Genomic DNA, 17,155 nt, shown 5'->3' on the forward strand with positions numbered 1-17,155 from the left:
CGGCGCTGCTCAGGCGCCAGCGCCGCCGCTGCGGCGGCTTCGCGCGACGCGAAGCCGCTCGCCTCGAGCGCGGCGCGCAGCGCGCGCTCGGCCTGCGCCAGCTGCCGCGCCGCGGCGGCAGCGGCTTCGGCGGCGGCGCTGGCGCGCTGCGCCGCCTGGGACTGCGCCGCTTGCGCATCCGCGTGCGCAAGCTTGGTCGTCTGCGCACGCCGGCGCAGACGTTCGAGCGCGGCGGTCTCCTCCGCGATCAGCTGCGCCACGTCCGCGCCGCCGGCGCGCGCTTCGAGCTGTCGCGTCTTGTCGGCAGCCAACTGTGCGAGCCCCTGCAAGCGCTCATCGAGTTGGAGCGCGAGGCGGTCCTGCTCCTGCGCCGTGCGCTGCAAAGCCTCAAGATTCGCCTGCAGCTCCTCGAGAAACGGCACGCTTTTCTCAATTCGTCCGCGCAGTTCCTCGGCCAGCCGCTCATTGGCGAGCAGCTCCTCGAGCTGCTGGTCCGCCTGCTGCCAATCCAGGCCTGCATACGTCCGTATCCACTCGCTGCGCTGCGCCTCCAGTGATACCCGAATACGCAAAGCATTCGCTTTCGCTTCTTCCAACGCAGCCAGCGCCGTCTCCTTTTGCGCTTGCAGCAGCACGGCTTCCTGTTCCAGCGCTCGCTGCACGCGTTGAAGCTCTCCGAATGAATATTCCAGTTGTTCCCATGCGCTACCCAAATCGTCTAACTCCAATTTAGCGGCCCGCCAAACGCGCTGCCACGCCGCAACCGAAGCGACCTCCGCTTCCGTCTCTCCATTGACGGGCGCCTCTAACAAGTCCGCATGACCCGCCGCAGCTTCATGCCGTGCCAACAGCTCATCGCCAGCGGCCGAGGCATCCACGTTGTTCTCCCAACGCATGCCCAGCGCAACAGCCTCTTGCCATAACGCTTCCTGCTTCCGATCCAATTGGGCAACTGAATACTGCCCTTCCCGAACCTGCAGCAGCAACTGTTCGGCAAGCTGAAGCTCATCTTCTCGCGACACAGCCGGCAACTGTGCGGTAACCCCTACCTTGACAGGGGAGTGGTCAGTCGAACCACACACCGGGCAAGGTTCACCGTCGCGCAGCTCGCTGGCCAGAAGCTCAGCCAGCGCGTGGCGCTCCTGCCGCTTCCACCGTTTGCGTTCTTCGTCCAGCCATGTCTGAAAACCGCTGAGCAGTCGGGAAAGAGCGGCAAGCCCGCTTTGCATCCGCTCCCTGGCGGACACAGCCTCGCTCCGCCAGGAAACAAGGCGGCGGCCCAAGGCGTCTTGCTTTTCCCCAAATGCTGCTTCCCTCGCCAACACGGCTTCAAACGCCATCTGCTTCGCAGCCTGATGTGACTCCATTTCCAGCTTCTGCTCGTTCTGCTGCTCAATCGATCGCTTGGCTTGAACCGCCGCTTGCAGCATCTGACGGGTCGCTGCACTCGTGCCAATCCCGCCAAGCTGCGCCTTGAGATCCGCTTGCTTGGCAAGCGCTTTTTGCTTCGTCTCCTGCGCTTTGCCGATTTTCGCTTGGACTTTGCCCCAAGCATCGCCGGCTTCCTTCCGCTGCGCGGTTACCGCCTGCATTTGCTGCTGCAAGCCGCTTAGCTCTTGCGCCAGCACGCGCGCCTGCTCCAATTGGTCCAGACGCAGCAGCAGCGGGCCTTCCTGCGCGCTTAGCTCCTGCTGTGCCTGTTCCGCTGCCTGAGCAGCGCCAGAATACGCCTGCTCAGCCTGCTTAAGAGCTTCGGTCGTCTCAAGCTGCTTGGCTTCGGCCGCCGCAATCTCCTTCACCGCCAGGTCATGCTGCGCCAAGAAGGGCTGTACCTGCTGCGCCTTCTCAGCGAGTTGCAGCAACACTTCTTTTTCCTTGATAGACGGCTCGCTCTCCTGCAGCTTCCGCTGCTGACTTTCCAAGCCTTCAGCTTCCGACTGCCAACCTTGGATCAGCTTGTGCTCCTCATAGACACGTTCTTGCTCCGCCACATGAAAACGGCTCTGAGCCTCTGCCTGCTCGGCTTCCTCCAGCTTGCGCCTGGCATCTTCCAGCGCCTGCGCAGATGCATCTCCAAGCCCTTGCTGCTCGGCAGCGAGCTGCTTGACGCTGCTGTCCGTTTCTTTTACCCTGGAGCTCACTTTCTGGCTTAGTTGGTCGCCGTAGGACTCCAAATGGAACAACCGCTGCAACATTTGCCTGCGGTCTTTGCCCGTCAACGTCAGGAACTCCGCGAACTTCCCTTGCGGTAGTACAACCGCTCTCGTGAAATCCTGCATCGACAACCCCAAAATATGCTGAACCTGCTGGTTCACCTCGCCTGCCTTATCCGCCAGTACGACGGTCTCTCCATCCGCTATGCGGACAAGACGCGCAATCGTGCCGTTGATCGAAAGCTCCGTTCCCCGCTTGAATTGGCGCTCGACCTTATATCGTGCGGAGCCCGCCGCATTCGTCAGCTCGAAGGTAAAAGAAACGAACAACGTCGTTTCCGCATGGTTCATAATCGCCTGCGTGCCTCCGCTCGCCCGCTCTACTTTCCCGTAAAGCGCCAGCGTAATCGCATCGAGAATCGAGGACTTGCCGCTGCCCGTAGGTCCGAAAATTCCGAAAACCCCCGCATCGATCAACCGGCTAAAATCAATCGTCTGCAGTTCCCGGTAGCTCTGTAACCCGGACATTTGTAATTGAACCGGACGCATGACGTCCCTCCTTCCTTTCCATTCATCCGCTCTCGGGCCAAAGTTATCCACAGTCATCCCTTTCGGATAACTCCCCTATTCGCCGGATGCTTCCTCCCTTGCACCATCCTCAAGCAGCTCCAGAAATAGCCGCACCAGCTCCGGTTCTGGTTGTGCGCCCCCTGTCTGCCTTGCATAGAATCTTGTAAAATGCTCCTCCATCGAGAGCGCCTTCTTCGGCAGCGCAATCCGGGCCACTTCCATTTCCGGATAGATCGGACGAATATGAATGAAGCCGTCATACGCCTTCCGCAGCGACTGAATCTGCTCCATCGACATTGCAGACGTCATGGATATCTCCAGATCAATCCAGGCATTGGCATCGCGTTTCTCATCCAGCCACTGATAGACTTGGCCAATGCCTTCTTTCGCTTTCCAGCTGACTAAGGACCTGCCCGAAGTCAGAAAAATCTCTTGCGGCTCCGCCACCTGCCCCGGCGCCAAATCAAGCAGCGTCACCGACTTCGCCTGCCCCGCTTCCGAGAAGCTGTACGCCAGCGGCGAACCGCTGTACCGCATGGGCGATGCCGCCTTCACCATTTGCGGGCGGTGCAGGTGTCCCAGCGCCACATACTGTGCGCCGCAATCCAGTGCCGTCGTATCGACGGTATAGGCGCCGCCGACTTGAATCGGACGCTCCGATTCCGTCTCTTGGCCGCCCAATACATAAAGATGGCTCATCAGCAAGTTGACTGTACCCGATTCAAAAGAAAGGGCTTGCCTGCGAATGAGCGAAGCCACCTTATCGGAATATTGGCCCCGCAGCAATTCTTCATCGGCAACATCGGACAGTAACTCTTTCAACCGGGATTCCGACGGATACGGCAGTGCAATCACGCGCGCCAGCTCACCGGTACGACTGACGCCGATTGACAAGCACTCGGAGATTGGCGAACCGACCAACGTTATACCCTGTGCAGCGGCAAGCGGCCCCGAAGCCGCAAGCCGATCGGGGTGATCATGGTTGCCGGAAATGACGGCGACCTGTCGCATGCCGCCATCCGACAATCTCGCTATGCCTTCATAGAACAGCTGCTCCGCTGCAGCCGGCGGGTTGACGCTGTCGTAGATGTCGCCTGCAATCAGCACAACATCGACACGCTCATGGCGCACCACATCCACAAGCTCGTCCATAAAAGCGACCTGCTCTTCCATCCGGCTGCGGCCTTCCAGCGTTCTGCCAAAATGCCAATCCGCTGTATGTAAAATACGAATAGCGTTCTCCTCCTTTTTACATTTCCAGCAATCTCGCACCGTCAAAAAAGTACAAGAACTTGCCGCGCACAGGCCGCTTCCAAATCTGTTCAACCGCGCGCGCATACAGTGAAATTTGCTTCTCATACCGCTGCTTGAGCTCCTCGTCGCCGCTGCCCCGAACCGCATCCGTTTTGTAATCGACGAGCACGAGGCCCAGCTCATCTTCAAACAGACAGTCAATGACCCCCTGAATCAGGACGGTTTCTCCTTGGAAAGCCGGATCATCATCGCCGTATACTTCCCCGGCCGGCAAGCCGTAGCTGAACGGCACCTCGCGCTGCACGTTCCGGGCAGCCAGCATGCGCTGCCCAACCGGCGTATCAAAGAACGTCAGCATAACCGGGATGTCAACCACTTCCCGCTGCGCAGGCGTGAGCGTCTGTTTACGCAGCATCTCATCCAGCGTCGCCTCAATGCCGGCTTGCGTCGGCTTGCTGTCCAGCGTAAGATTTTGCATCACGGCATGCACCACCGTACCGATTTCCGCAGCCGTCAGCTTCTTGTCGCTCATGAATTTGGGTCTTCGCCAAATTGTACCCGGCGCCCCCCTCTTCACCTTTGTCGCTTCCAACGCCTGACCAAGCGCCGCCGGAAACTCCTGTTCAGCAGAAAGGCGATTTAGCTCCGAGAGCCGCTTCATTTCGGAAACGGTCGTCTTGGCAAACCGCTTGGACGCCTCCGAGAACGCATATTGCCAGGAAAGGTTAGCTTCAAGCTGTGCCTGCCATTTCCCCTCAGTCTGCACATGCTCCCCTGCCCGAAGTGCTTCCAGCCGCATAAGATCAGGGACATCGTCAGCTTCGGCTGCCTCATCCTCGAATAGCAAGCTTTCCGGCGTATGGACGGACACCCGCCACGCCGAGCCGTCCTTCAACAGGCGGACGTCCGAAGTATCGTTCGAGATGCCGATACGCTCACGCCACGCCGCTGCATCCGGATGCCGCAGCACGGCCGGTCCTACCCAGTCCAGATAGCTTTTCGCTTTGGCAAGCTCGAAATCCGGCAAATACCACTCACGCCGGGTCAGCATCCGCCCCCAGTTCCGCAGCAGCTTGTCCAGCGACTTGACGGTGCCGACGAGATACAGCTTCTCCCGCGCCCGCGTCAGGGCAACGTAGAGCACACGCATTTCTTCGGCCAGCATCTCCAGCTTCAATCTTTTCTTAATCGCGAGCAATGGAAGCGTCGGGTAGCTGACACGCAGACGCGTATCGACATAACGGGGACCGAAGCCCAGCTCTTTATGTAGCAGGAACGGCTCGTTCAAATCGCGCTGATTAAACATTTTGGACATGCCCGCCACAAAAACGACAGGGAATTCAAGCCCTTTACTCTTATGAATGGACATAATGCGCACAACGTCCTCTTGCTCGCCAAGGGCCCGCGCCGTACCCAGATCGCCGCCGCTTTCCTTCATCCGCTCAATAAAGCGCAGGAAGCGGAACAAGCCGCGCAGCGACGTGCTCTCGTACTGTTTGGCCCGGTCATACAGCGCGCGCAGATTCGCTTGCCGCTGATTGCCGCCAGGCAAGCCGCCAACATAGTTGTAGTAGCCCGTCGTCCGGAAAATGCCCCAAATCATCGACGCCAACGAGCCCTGCCGCGCTTCATCACGCCAGGCTTCAAGCTGCACGAGGAACGAGGTCACTTTCGCATACAGCTCCCCCTGTTCCTGCTCAGCGCCCTGCTGCACCCAACTGCAGACCGACTCATAGAACGGAACGGATTTGTCGATCGCTCGAATCTGTGCGAGCTCCTCCGCATGCAGTCCGACGATCGGAGAACGCAAAACTGCGGCAAGCGGAATGTCTTGAAAAGGATTGTCGATCACTTTGAGCAAGGAAAGCATCACTTCCACTTCCGTTGCCGCAAAGTACCCGGTGCTTAGCTCCGCATAGGCCGGAATGCCCTGCTTCTTGAGCTCATCGATTAGAATTGGCGACCACGCTTGCGTGGCGCGCAGCAAAATCACAATATCCCGGTACGTAGCCGGACGATCCCCGCCGGTTCGCTTATCGAACACTTGGAACCTCGGCCTTCCGCCTTGTCCTAAAAGTTCCTTAATCTGCTTCGCGATCGTACGTGCTTCAAGCTGCGCCGTCTCCAGCTCCTGCGCTTCCGCAGCCGGATCGCCGGCACCATCCTGACCATCGCTCGCATCATCGATATCGCCGTCTTCAGCACCCTCGTGCTCCTTCTCTGCTCCCGCATCCAAACCGCGATCAATCAGCATGAGCTCTACTGCACAATCTGAGGCCGAAGGCGGATACCCTGCGCCATAAACCAATTCCGCACGCTCATCATAGGAAATTTCGCCGACAGTCTCGTTCATCACTTGCTTAAAAATAAAGTTAACCGCGTCCACGACTTCCACCCGGCTGCGGAAATTCCGCGCGAGATCGATTCGTCCGCCCGCTGCCGCCGGGAGCTTCATCGCATTTTTATCCGAGGTGTATGCCTTGTATTTCTCCATAAAGAGCCCCGGCTCCGCCAAACGGAACCGGTAAATGCTCTGCTTCACGTCGCCGACCATAAACCGGTTCCCCGGCCTCGCAGTTGAGATCAATTCTACGATGGCTTCCTGTACGCGATTCGTATCCTGATACTCGTCGAGCAATACCTCCGCAAACTGTCTGCGGTAGGCTTCCGCCGCCTCGGAAGGAATTAGCTCTCCCGGCATTGAGCCTGGCGCGCTGAGAATTTGCAAGCAGTAATGCTCCAGGTCGGCAAAATCGATCAATCCTTTTTCCGCTTTTGCTTGCTGGTACCGATCGCCAAAATCGACGACCAAATCAACAAGCGTATGGAGCAGCGGCGCCATATCCGCCACTTCCTGCTGGAACTGCTCCGGCGTTCGCCCAAACAGTTCTTCCTTCAGCTTGTTAATGCCGTCTTTGGCTTTGTTGCGAAGCTCTTTGACTTGCTCTTGCAGCGCCTTATCGTACCCGTCGCCCTTGCAGGCTTTCAGCTTGCCAAATTCAACCGTCTGGAACCCGCGATACAAAACGGACCACGGATATTCAATCGTTTCCAATAAATTATGAACGAGTTCCAAATCCTCGCGCAAATTGTCCAGGTACGGCGCGGGCCCGCCAGGACTATCGGCGATCGCCTGCGCCTGCTGCAGCAGATCCGCCGCACCTTGCAGCTCCAGCGACAAATCGCGCTTCAAGCTATCCTCCCACAGCGCAAAATCGACTGCTGCCGAAGACGCCGCAACGAGCGGCAGTGCCGCATGAAGCTCTTGCTCGGCTGTCACGCCCTCCGTTCCTTCCTGTGACGCCTGGCCGAACATCGAAGCCGTCGTCCGCAGCCAATGCTCCGGCCAAGGATGACTGCGCGATACATCGTACAGCTTCTGAATCAGCTGCATAATAGCGCTGTCGTTCCGTTCACCGCTGAACGAATCGACTAACCGCCAAAACGCGCTGTCTTCACCGCTCAATGCGTAATAGGACTCCAGCATCTCGCCGAGCAGATCCTGCCGGAGCAGATCCGCCTCCGTCTCATTGGCGATGCGAAAGCCCGGATCCAGCTGAATCAGGCTAAAATACCGCTGAACCACCTCAAGACAGAACGAGTGGAGCGTCGTGATCGACGCCTTGCCCATCAAGGCAAGCTGCTTGCGCAAATGCTGCGAGTTCGGCTGCTTAACCAGTTCTTTCTCGAGCGCTTCCCGAATCCGGTGCTTCATTTCCGAAGCCGCCGCCTTCGTAAAGGTCGCGACTAGCAATCGATCCACATCCAGCGGCTCCCACTCATTCGAGATACGGCGGATAATGCGCTCAACCAGCACCGCCGTTTTGCCGGAGCCGGCCGCCGCCGCAACGAGCATATGCTGACCTTTTAACGTAATCGCATCCCACTGGTCGTCCGTCCACGTGCTGCCCGCCGGTTTAGGCTCTTGAACTTGATTCATCGGGTAATCCTCCTTCCTGCCAAGCTGAATGGCCGCTCCTGCTCGCCATATCGGCCCAGAGCTGATCCTTGGACGGCTGACGCAGCACCTGAATGTCGTTGCCTTCAAACAAAGGGTCAATTTGGCAAATTGACGCATAGTCGCAGAACGTGCACGCTGTTTTCTTCCCTAAACGGAATGGCGCAATCTCAACGTGACCGTCCGTAATATCGGTGCCGATTCGCTTCACCTGCCCGCGCACATACTGGCGCAAGGTATCCCACTGCTCTTCCGTCGCCACGGAAGAAGTCGAATAGAAACTGCCATCCTTCTTGAGCGCCACCGGAATGAGCCGGGAATGACCCGCTTGCACCGTCAGCTCATCATCCATCAGGCCCGCCACTTCGGCATCCGCAGTGACAAGACCTTTCATTTTATATCGTTTGAACAGTTCTTTTTCGACTTCGTCCGAATAGAGCGCATTTTTACGCTGCAGCATCGGGTTGTGCACGTGGAAATAAAGCACCCCGGCCGGCTTCGCTTGGACGCCTAACCATGTCTTGGCATGCGTTAAAATGACATCCAGATACGTCAGCATTTGCAGCGACAACCCGTAATACACTTCCGACAGCTGCAGCGCTGTTTGACTCGATTTATAATCAATGACACGCAAAAGTACGCCTTGCTCACCTTCTGCACGGTCCACACGGTCAATTCGTCCGATAATTTCCATCGTGCAGCCATTTTCCAGCTGGAATGTGAGCGGCGGCAGCGTTTTGCCCGGCCCAAAATCAATTTCAAGTCCAAGTGGCGCAAACTTGCCATGTTTGGCATGCTGGCCCAGCATCACAACGGCTTTGCCGACCACCTGCTTTAGTTTTCGAGCAATATACCCATAACGGCTAGAGCTGAGCAAAATCTCGCTTTGCAAACGCGGCGTGAGTTCGTCCACGACAGCCGCCGAACGCTCCATGCATGCCTCTGCCGAAAGCTCGCCCCATTCCAACTGATCCTGCTGCAGCCCTTGCACAAAACGATTTAGCGCAGCGTGGAACAATTGCCCAATGTCCGGCGCTTCCAGTCGGTACACATGGCGATCCTGCAGCCGGAGGCCGTGAGAAACGAAATGGGAGAACGGACAGGCGACATATTTTTCCATGCGTGATACGCTGGCTCTTAAATGCTGTCCGTACAGCAGCTTGCTCGTCGATGCCGACAGCCGCTTCTCTGCGTTTGTATAATGCAGCGCCTGAATCAAGGTGTGCAGCTGCGGACGCCACACCGGATGATCGGCATACCAATTGTACGCCTCCCACCACAAGTCGGGCAGCTTGCCGCCCAGCATCCAATGTTTGAGCCTCGTCCCCAGATAAGCAATTGCCGGAACAGGGTGAGAAAGGTACTCCGCTTGCTCCTCAAGCGGCAGCTCCGGCGACGGCTCCGCCAGCAGCAGAGGCGCTTCCGTCCCTGGAAATAAAGTGCGCATTTGCTTGATCAGCTCGGAAGGGAGCAACGATTTGCCCTCCTCGTCGGCAAGCGGATAGCTGAGCCAGAGCCTGCGCCCTGGCACGGTCAGCGACGTGTAGATAATGAACTGCTCGTCCAGCAGCTTGCGCCGGCTCCCGTCGGCCATCGGCAAACCGGAAGCAAGCAGCGTCTCGCGCTCGGCTTCGGTCAGGACGCCTTTTTCCTCCATCTGAGCAGGAATGACACCGTCATTCACTCCTAAAATGTACGCATAGCGAATACCGCTTGAGCGCGTTCGATCCATACTGCCGATCAGCAGTTGATCCATCGATGGAGGAACAAGTCCCAGCTTCATGCTCTCCATGCCGGTTTCAATCAACGAGTTGAACAGCTCGGCCGACACCTCGTCTTCGCCCATCGTTTCGACCAACTGATCGAACATATCCATGATGGAGCCCCACATCTGGCTGTGTTCACGCGCTTTCTCCGGATGCCCGGCTTCCGTCGCTTCCTGGCCCCAAATCTCCAGCTTATCGGGCGCGTTCACATCGACGAGCAGCTCGTATACAGCCTCCACGCGCTGCTTGACCGTGCGGGCTTGCCCCAATCGTTTGGCAAACGCCTGCAACGGCTGTGCGACCCAGTTGCGGCTGCGGTGGATCGCCTGCTGCGCTTCATGATCTGAAGGCTGCGACTGCTCCTCCTGCTCCAAATTGGCACGCAGGGAATATGTCCAAGGCTTGTTATCCGTCCAGCGGTAGCCTTGAATACCGAAAGCCAGCACATAATTTTCCAGCTTATCCATGTCTGCGCGATGATCCTTCGCTTCAAGTGGCAGCAGAAAATCCGTCTTGATACAGCGGAACACGGCATCATAATGCCAGTTGTGCATCACGACCTCAAGCGCCGAACGAATAAACTCGACGAGCGGATGATGCAGCACAGAGCGCTTCTGGTCAAAAAAGTGCGGTATTCCTTGATCCGTCAGCACCATGTCCAGCAGATCCTGATAACCTTCCATGTTCCGTACCATGACAGCCATTTCGCGCCAGCGGACCCCATGTTCGCGAACGAGCCGCAGCATATCGCGAACCGCTCCCTCGACCTCTGCGCGCCTGTGCACCGCTTCCCGGATCACCAGCTGATCGCTCAGCTTCTCGCCGTCCCGCCCCTTATACTTGGCGGCGCGACCGCCAATGCGTCGGTCAAACTGCCGCTCCAGGTAGGCCAGCGCAGGAGCGCTTTCGTAGCGCGGAGATACTTCCGGCTCCAGCACGATCACCTCCGGCGCATCCAGGCCAAGCTGATGAATCAGCTCCTGCAGCCGCACCATCGTCTTCGCTGTCCCGTGAAACAAATCTAGTTCGTCCGGCGCATCCCCAGCCTGCAGCTCCCGATCCAGACAGAGGGTAATCGTCACTTGCTTGCTCGCTGCAAATAGCGCACCTAGCACCTGGAATTCCTGCGGGGTAAACCCGTGAAAACCGTCGATCCAAACTTCGGCGCTGCGCAAATATGACGATGCCGGCACCTGTTCGGCCAGCAGGGTCAAATAATCCTCGCCGTCCAAGTACTGCCGGGCAAGCTCCGCTTCAAACTGCCGGTAAATGAGCTGAATATCGTGCATTTTGCTGCGCAGCAGACCGCTTTCGCGAGCTGACGCCGCACGCCCGCTTTCATGCTTAGCCAAGTACTCAGCGCTGACGCAGTACCGCTTCATTTCCGTAAACAGTTGGTTCAACCTGTCGACAAAGCCCATTTGCTCGGCGGAATGACCGAATAAGCGCAGCTCGTCCTTATATTTATGTAAAATGCTGGTCAACAGCAGTTTCTTGCCGGTATCGTCAATCGGCAGGCGCGCTGTGCCGCCTTCTTCTTGCATCACGCGCCATGCCAGCCGGTGAAAGCTCAGCACCTGCGCTCGGATCATGCCGCGAATCGCGGGATCGGCCACAAGCGCATGCTCCGCTTGAAACGTCGCTTGCTCCGGCACGAGCAGAATGAGTGGCGCTCCTTCCTGCGACGCAGCCAGCTGAAGTTTCATCTCCGTCAGGCAGCGTTCACTTTTCCCGCTTCCGGCTCTGCCGATCACAAATCGTATAGACATACAGCGCCTCCTCTATCCTCGCATCAACCGTGATGCACGCTTGCCATCTACGGTTATCTTCAGCACCCCTGATATCGATTCTACCATTCTATCATAATTCATAACGGAACTAAGTGTGGTAGATGATGGGGAAATCCCAAAAATAGGAACATATATTCTATTCTATCATTGCAGCGAAAAAAAGCAAAGCTCGAAATAAGAGCTTTGCCCGTTCATTGGCAGCCCGCAGCTGCCGACAACCTTCACGATCACTACGCTTTGCTGCGCACCTCAAAAATCGCAAACTTTAAATAATGCCCCTCATCCACACCCAAAATGCGCGGGTGGTCCATCCCGGCTGCGCGGAACTCGACGAGACGCAGGATTTTTCCGGCATCGGTCGCAGCGGCATGAATCGTCTCCAGGAACAATTCCGGATGCATGTGGTAGGAGCAGCTCGCCGTAACCAGATAGCCGCCTTCATTCACGAGCTTCATGCCGTGCAAATTAATATCTTTATAGCCGCGGCAGGCGCCTTCGACGGCGCTTCTTGTCTTGGCGAACGCCGGAGGGTCCAGAATGACGACATCCCACGTCCGGCCGCCAGCAGCGATCGGCTTCGAGGTATCGACTTTCGCGCTGCCCGTGCTGCCCGCTGCAGCTCGCTGCTTGCGCTCATCCAGCCCTTTGACTTGCGTGCGCAAGTAGTCAAACGCATCCGCGACAACGAACTCGACGCGATCTTCAAAGCCGTTCAGCCCGACGTTCGTTCTCGCGCTTTCAATCGCATGCTCGGAAATGTCGAGACAGGTGACTTTTTTGGCTCCGAACTTGCACGCATTGAGCGTAAAACTCCCCGTATGCGAGAAGCATTCCAACACCGTAGCGCCGTCCCAATACGGAAACGTGACGACTTTGCCGTTGGCATTCACAGGCTGCAAACCGCTGCCTTCTACCTCTTGCAGTGCAATGCCGCTGCGGTGTCCCCAGCCGGTCATGAGCGGCGCAATCGCGGCGCGATTCTCACGCTGATCGAAGAAATAGCCGGTTTTCTGCCCCTCTTCAATGTCCACGCGAATGCGCAAACCGTTCTCCAAAATATCGACATGGCGTTCACACGTGCCGTACAACAGGCCTTTCGTCTGCTGCAAACCTTCCAACTCACGAACCGGCACATCACTGCGCTCGTAGATACCATCCGGTTTCATAACGGCCGCCAGTGCTTCAACGATACGGTCGCGGCAGCGGTCCATGCCAAGCGTAAGGATCTGGACGACGAGCGTCCCCTCAAATTTGTCCACAATCAGCCCTGGAAGGAAATCCGCTTCACCGTACACGAGCCGGTACGATGCAGCTCCCTTCACGAACCGCTCACGGTGCGCCAAACATTGCGTAAAGCGCTCGATAAAAAAGTCAGTCGTCATTTCCTCCAGCGGGTGATAGGCGACAACGCGCACCGTAATTTGCGATGCTTCGTTATAGTAGCCTGTCGCTACATATTTACCGGTGTGCGTATGAACCGCAACTAATTGTCCCGGAGCGATCTCGCCGTCTACACGCTCAATTTCGCTTTTATACACCCAAGGGTGTCCTTGCTCTAGGCGCGGTTTGCGCTTTTTATGTAAGAATACTGCTGACATAAGATTTAAGCCATCCTTTGCGTGAAGGCAGGCAGCCTCCGCCCTGCTAGCCAATCTTCTCAAGACCAGCTTGTCATGCTCGTCTGCCCCATCACATATATTGATGAAAACCGAAAAATCCGACACGCCTTTGAAAAGGAGAATCTCGCCATGATGCATGCGATTATTCTGCCTGTGCTCGCAGGCTTAGCTTTGTTCCTGCTTGGCATGAAGCTGATGGAAAACGCGCTTCAGGCCTGGGCAGGCCCCCGCCTCCAGCTGTGGCTGGAGCGGTTCACCCGAACGCCGGTCCGCGGACTCGCCACCGGCACTGTCCTCACCGCGGCGCTGCAAAGCAGCTCCGCCATCACCGTCATCGCCATCGGCCTTGTCGGCGGCGGCGTCTTGACTTTCCCGAGAACGCTCGGCGTCATTCTCGGAACAAACATCGGCACGTGCCTCACCACCGAGCTGATCGGGATCAGCCTCGGCGGCATCGGCGTGCCGCTGCTCCTCGCGAGCGCCGGCGTCTGGCTCGCGAGCTGGATCGCCGGTCCGCTGCCGCCGGCTAGCGGACCCGATCTCCCCGCCGCCAAGCCCGGCGCGGCGGCGGCAATCACCGCAGCCGCCTCCGCAGGCGGCCGGCCCTGGCTCCGCGGCGTGCGCTATGGCGCGCTCGCGGCCAGCGGGTTTGCTCTCGTGCTGCTCGGCATCGAGATTATGCAAACCATCGGGCCTGCGCTGCAGTCCCGGGGGCTTTTCGCCTGGTTCGTGCTCCAGGCGCAGTCCAGCCTGCTCTGGGGCATCCTCGCAGGCGCAGCCGTAACGGCGCTCGTGCACAGCAGCGCCGCCGTCATTGCGATGGCGATGGGCCTCGCCGCCGTAGGGGGCATCCCCGTCGAGCTCGGCGTCGCGATCACGATTGGTGCCAATGTCGGCACTTGTGTGACCGCGCTCATCGCCGGGATGAGCTCGACCCGCGCCGGCCGCTACGTCGCGTGGTCCCATATCCTCCTCAACGTCGGAGGAGCGGTCCTCTTTTACCCGTTCATCCACCAGCTCGTCGCCGTCTCCAGTCTGTGGGCAACGGACGCGTCCTCACAAATCGCGCGGTCGCAAACGATTTTCAACGTCGTCTGCTCCCTGGTGGCCCTGCCTTTGTGCTACCTCAATACGTGGAAGCGCCTTGAGTTCCGTTCACAATAGCGACGCCGGAGCTTGTGCCTAAGCGCGTTGCGCCCGCTTCAATCATCGCAATCGCCGTTTGCAGATCACGCACGCCGCCGGACGCTTTGACGCCGATATGGCTCGATACGTTTTGGCGCATCAAACGAACGTCTTCCACTGTCGCACCGCCAGGACCGAAGCCTGTCGACGTTTTCACGAAGTGAGCGCCGGCTTCTTCGGAAAGACGGCAAGCCTTCACCTTTTGCTCTTCGGTCAAAAAGCCCGTTTCCATAATCACTTTCACAATCGCCTGGTCTTTCACCGCTTCGACAACCTGCTGGATATCGGAGCGCACCGCATCATAGTTGCCTTCCATCAGCAGACCGATCGGCAGCACCGTATCGATCTCGGAGGCGCCGCTTTCCACAGCTTCAGCCGCTTCAAACGCTTTAACCTCGCTAAGGCTCGCGCCCAGCGGAAAGCCGACAACCGCCGCCACCTTAACCCCCGTCCCTTCCAGCGCCTTCGCTGCCGTTTCTACGAATTGCGAATTCACGCAAACGCTGAAAAATTGATGCTCCGCCGCTTCCGCGCACAGTTTCAAGATCGCTTCAGTGCTGGCATCAGCTTTCAATAGGGTGTGGTCGATATAGGATGCGATTTCTTTGGCACTTAATTTCATGATTGTTAATCTCCCTGTCGTTTTATGGAATAACCGTGAAAACCTCTAGGCCAGCCCTGTCCCGCAGCGACTTCACCTAGAGGTGCATACCGTCCCAGCGGGACGTCCATTCTTACAAATTCACAACAGCCACAGGCGCCATCACGCGAACCAGTTGGCCTTTATTTTCATTGACGCCGGCTTCCGTCACTTTCACACGGCATACTTCGCCGATCATCTCTTCCGAACCTTCAAAGACGAGCTGCAGATAGTTGTCCGAATAGCCCATGTACAAGCCGCTGTCCTCCGCGCCTTTATACGCGCGTTCCGGAATGACTTCAAGCACTTGACCAACGAACTTTTGCGCATAAGCGAGCTGCATTTTCTCGGAGAGATCGATCAGCTCATGCACACGCTGGTTCTTGATCTCTTCGTCGATCTGGTCGTCCATCCGTGCCGCAGGCGTGCCTGTCCGTTTGGAGTAAGGGAAGACGTGCATCTCGGAGAACTTCATACGCTCCATAAAAGCATAGCCGTTCCGGAACATCTCTTCCGTCTCGCCAGGGAAGCCGACAATAACGTCCGTTGTAATCGCCACGTCTGGCATAATTTCGTGCAGACGTTCGATTTTACGCGCGAATTCTTCGGTCGTGTATTTTCTGCGCATACGCGCAAGCACCTGGTCGTCACCGGCTTGCAAAGGGATATGCAAATGACGGCACATTTTATCCGAAGCTTTCAGCACCTCGATGACTTCGTCCGTAATTTGGCTTGCTTCAATCGAAGAAATCCGAATGCGCTTCAACCCCTCCACTTTGTCGAGATCCCAAAGCAGCTTCGCAAGGCTGTAGTCTTCCATATCTTCGCCGTATCCGCCGGTATGAATCCCCGTCAGTACGATTTCCTGATAGCCTGCGGCTACGAGCTGCTCCGCTTGCGCGATTACGCTTTGCGGTTCACGGCTGCGCATCAGACCGCGCGACCAAGGAATGATGCAGAAGGTGCAGAAGTTGTTGCAGCCTTCCTGGATTTTAAGAAATGCGCGTGTCCGATCCGCAAAATCCGGCACGTCCAGTTCTTCGAACTGGCGTGTTTTCATAATGTTGCGCACCGCATTGATCGGTTGGCGATCTTGCTCAAACTGCTTGACGAGCGGAATGATCTTATCCCGGTCCTGTGTCCCGATGACCATATCCACGCCTGGAATCGCCAAAATTTCGGCTGGCGACGTCTGCGCGTAACAGCCTGTCACCGCAACAATCGCTTCCGGATTACGGCGGATCGCCCGGCGAATCATTTGCCGGCTCTTCTTGTCGCCTGTATTCGTTACCGTACATGTATTCACAACGTAAACATCCGCGGTCTGCTCAAAATCAACCTGCTCATAGCCCTCGTTCTTAAATAGCTGCCAGATCGCTTCCGTATCATAAAAATTCACTTTACAACCCAATGTATGAAACGCTACCGTTGCCATCTTGCTTATCCTCCCATTTCTCCGGTTTCATAAAGCAGGCAGGTCAGCCCTACCATCGCAGCCGTTTCCGTCCGCAAAATGCGCGCGCCCAGCGACACCGAGCGAAAGCCCGCATCTTCGGCTTGCTGAATCTCCTGCTCGGTAAATCCGCCTTCCGGCCCTACCGCGATCAAAACAGACTTGCCGGGAGCTAACCGCCCCGCATCGACCGCCGCCTGAATCGCCGGACGGAGCTGCTGGCCATCTTCTTTTTCATAGCATATCCAAGCGACGTCCGCTTCCTTCGCTCGCTGCAGCAGTTGTTTCCATGTATAGACGGATTCAATCTGCGGCACGCGATTTCGGTGCGCCTGCTCCGCGGCTTCTTTGGCGATTTTTTGCCAACGCTCCGTCCGCTTCGCTTCTTTCTTCGCATCGTATTGAACGATCGTTCGCTCCGATAAAAAAGGAAGAAACCGGGCTGCCCCGATCTCGGTCCCTTTCTGAATAATAAGTTCCATCTTATCGCCTTTGGGCAGGCTCTGGGCGATCCATACCTGAACCGCGGCCTCCGCGTTCATCGGCAGCTCTTGCACGACCGTCCCCGTTACGCGCCCTTTGTCCAGCTCCGTAAGCCGCACGAGCACTTCACGATCCTGTCCGTTGCTGCAAATGACTTCGTCGCCCTCTTCTGCGCGCATAACCCGCATCAAATGATGGGCGTCATCGCCCTCAATCAACACGGTTAGTCCGTTCGCAGAAAACTGTTCAGGCGGTAAAAAATAACGCTGCATGTACAAGCCCCT

At 57.3% G+C, this 17,155-nt stretch carries 9 protein-coding genes; 1 reads left to right on the forward strand and 8 read right to left on the reverse strand.

The features are described from left to right. From EJQ19_RS16740 to EJQ19_RS16760, 5 genes are all read right to left on the reverse strand, one after another. On the reverse strand, positions 1-2,702 hold a 2,702-nt coding region (locus EJQ19_RS16740), incomplete at its 3' end, for an AAA family ATPase (RefSeq protein WP_164716587.1). A 75-nt stretch (positions 2,703-2,777) separates the two neighbouring features. Then, positions 2,778-3,956, reverse strand: coding sequence for a metallophosphoesterase family protein (locus EJQ19_RS16745; RefSeq protein WP_126142456.1), 1,179 nt, complete (start codon positions 3,954-3,956; stop codon positions 2,778-2,780). A 16-nt stretch (positions 3,957-3,972) separates the two neighbouring features. Continuing rightward, on the reverse strand, positions 3,973-7,917 hold the full coding sequence (gene addA, locus EJQ19_RS16750) for a helicase-exonuclease AddAB subunit AddA (protein ID WP_126142387.1): 3,945 nt from the start codon (positions 7,915-7,917) through the stop codon (positions 3,973-3,975). Further along, a complete protein-coding gene (gene addB, locus EJQ19_RS16755; protein WP_126142388.1) occupies positions 7,895-11,470 on the reverse strand; it encodes a helicase-exonuclease AddAB subunit AddB in 3,576 nt (1,191 codons plus the stop codon). Before addB ends, addA begins: the two co-directional genes overlap by 23 nt. Before the next feature lie 251 nt (positions 11,471-11,721). Continuing rightward, a complete protein-coding gene (locus EJQ19_RS16760; RefSeq protein WP_126142389.1) occupies positions 11,722-13,089 on the reverse strand; it encodes a class I SAM-dependent rRNA methyltransferase in 1,368 nt (455 codons plus the stop codon). A gap of 150 nt (positions 13,090-13,239) precedes the next feature. On the opposite strand from EJQ19_RS16760, the gene EJQ19_RS16765 reads away from it, so the two are divergent. Beyond that, positions 13,240-14,274 (forward strand): Na/Pi cotransporter family protein, encoded by a 1,035-nt coding sequence (locus EJQ19_RS16765; RefSeq protein ID WP_126142390.1) that lies wholly within the window; start codon positions 13,240-13,242, stop codon positions 14,272-14,274. On the opposite strand, the gene deoC is transcribed toward EJQ19_RS16765, so the two are convergent. The 3 genes from deoC to EJQ19_RS16780 form a co-directional block, all read right to left on the reverse strand. After that, a complete protein-coding gene (gene deoC, locus EJQ19_RS16770; RefSeq protein ID WP_126142391.1) occupies positions 14,237-14,917 on the reverse strand; it encodes a deoxyribose-phosphate aldolase in 681 nt (226 codons plus the stop codon). The two genes, EJQ19_RS16765 and deoC, sit on opposite strands and share 38 nt — an antisense overlap. Positions 14,918-15,029: 112 nt before the next feature. Next, positions 15,030-16,370: a tRNA (N(6)-L-threonylcarbamoyladenosine(37)-C(2))-methylthiotransferase MtaB gene (mtaB, locus tag EJQ19_RS16775; RefSeq protein ID WP_126142392.1), complete on the reverse strand. Its 1,341-nt coding sequence runs from the start codon at positions 16,368-16,370 to the stop codon at positions 15,030-15,032. A gap of 5 nt (positions 16,371-16,375) precedes the next feature. Then, positions 16,376-17,143, reverse strand: a complete 768-nt coding sequence (locus EJQ19_RS16780; RefSeq protein WP_126142393.1) for a 16S rRNA (uracil(1498)-N(3))-methyltransferase — start codon at positions 17,141-17,143, stop codon at positions 16,376-16,378. Between the last annotated feature and the right edge of the window lie 12 nt (positions 17,144-17,155).

Origin of the sequence: Paenibacillus whitsoniae (genome assembly GCF_003955665.1) — a bacterium.
In the GTDB taxonomy this organism is placed as follows: Bacteria; Bacillota; Bacilli; order Paenibacillales; family NBRC-103111; genus Paenibacillus_E; species Paenibacillus_E whitsoniae.

Bases quoted from the DNA above. Each gene is read 5' to 3' on its own strand.
- addB (WP_126142388.1), bottom strand. From the start codon at position 11,470: ATGTCTATACGATTTGTGATCGGCAGAGCCGGAAGCGGGAAAAGTGAA.
- EJQ19_RS16780 (WP_126142393.1), bottom strand. From the start codon at position 17,143: ATGCAGCGTTATTTTTTACCGCCTGAACAGTTTTCTGCGAACGGACTA.
- EJQ19_RS16760 (WP_126142389.1), bottom strand. From the start codon at position 13,089: ATGTCAGCAGTATTCTTACATAAAAAGCGCAAACCGCGCCTAGAGCAA.
- addA (WP_126142387.1), bottom strand. From the start codon at position 7,917: ATGAATCAAGTTCAAGAGCCTAAACCGGCGGGCAGCACGTGGACGGAC.
- mtaB (WP_126142392.1), bottom strand. From the start codon at position 16,370: ATGGCAACGGTAGCGTTTCATACATTGGGTTGTAAAGTGAATTTTTAT.
- deoC (WP_126142391.1), bottom strand. From the start codon at position 14,917: ATGAAATTAAGTGCCAAAGAAATCGCATCCTATATCGACCACACCCTA.
- EJQ19_RS16765 (WP_126142390.1), top strand. From the start codon at position 13,240: ATGATGCATGCGATTATTCTGCCTGTGCTCGCAGGCTTAGCTTTGTTC.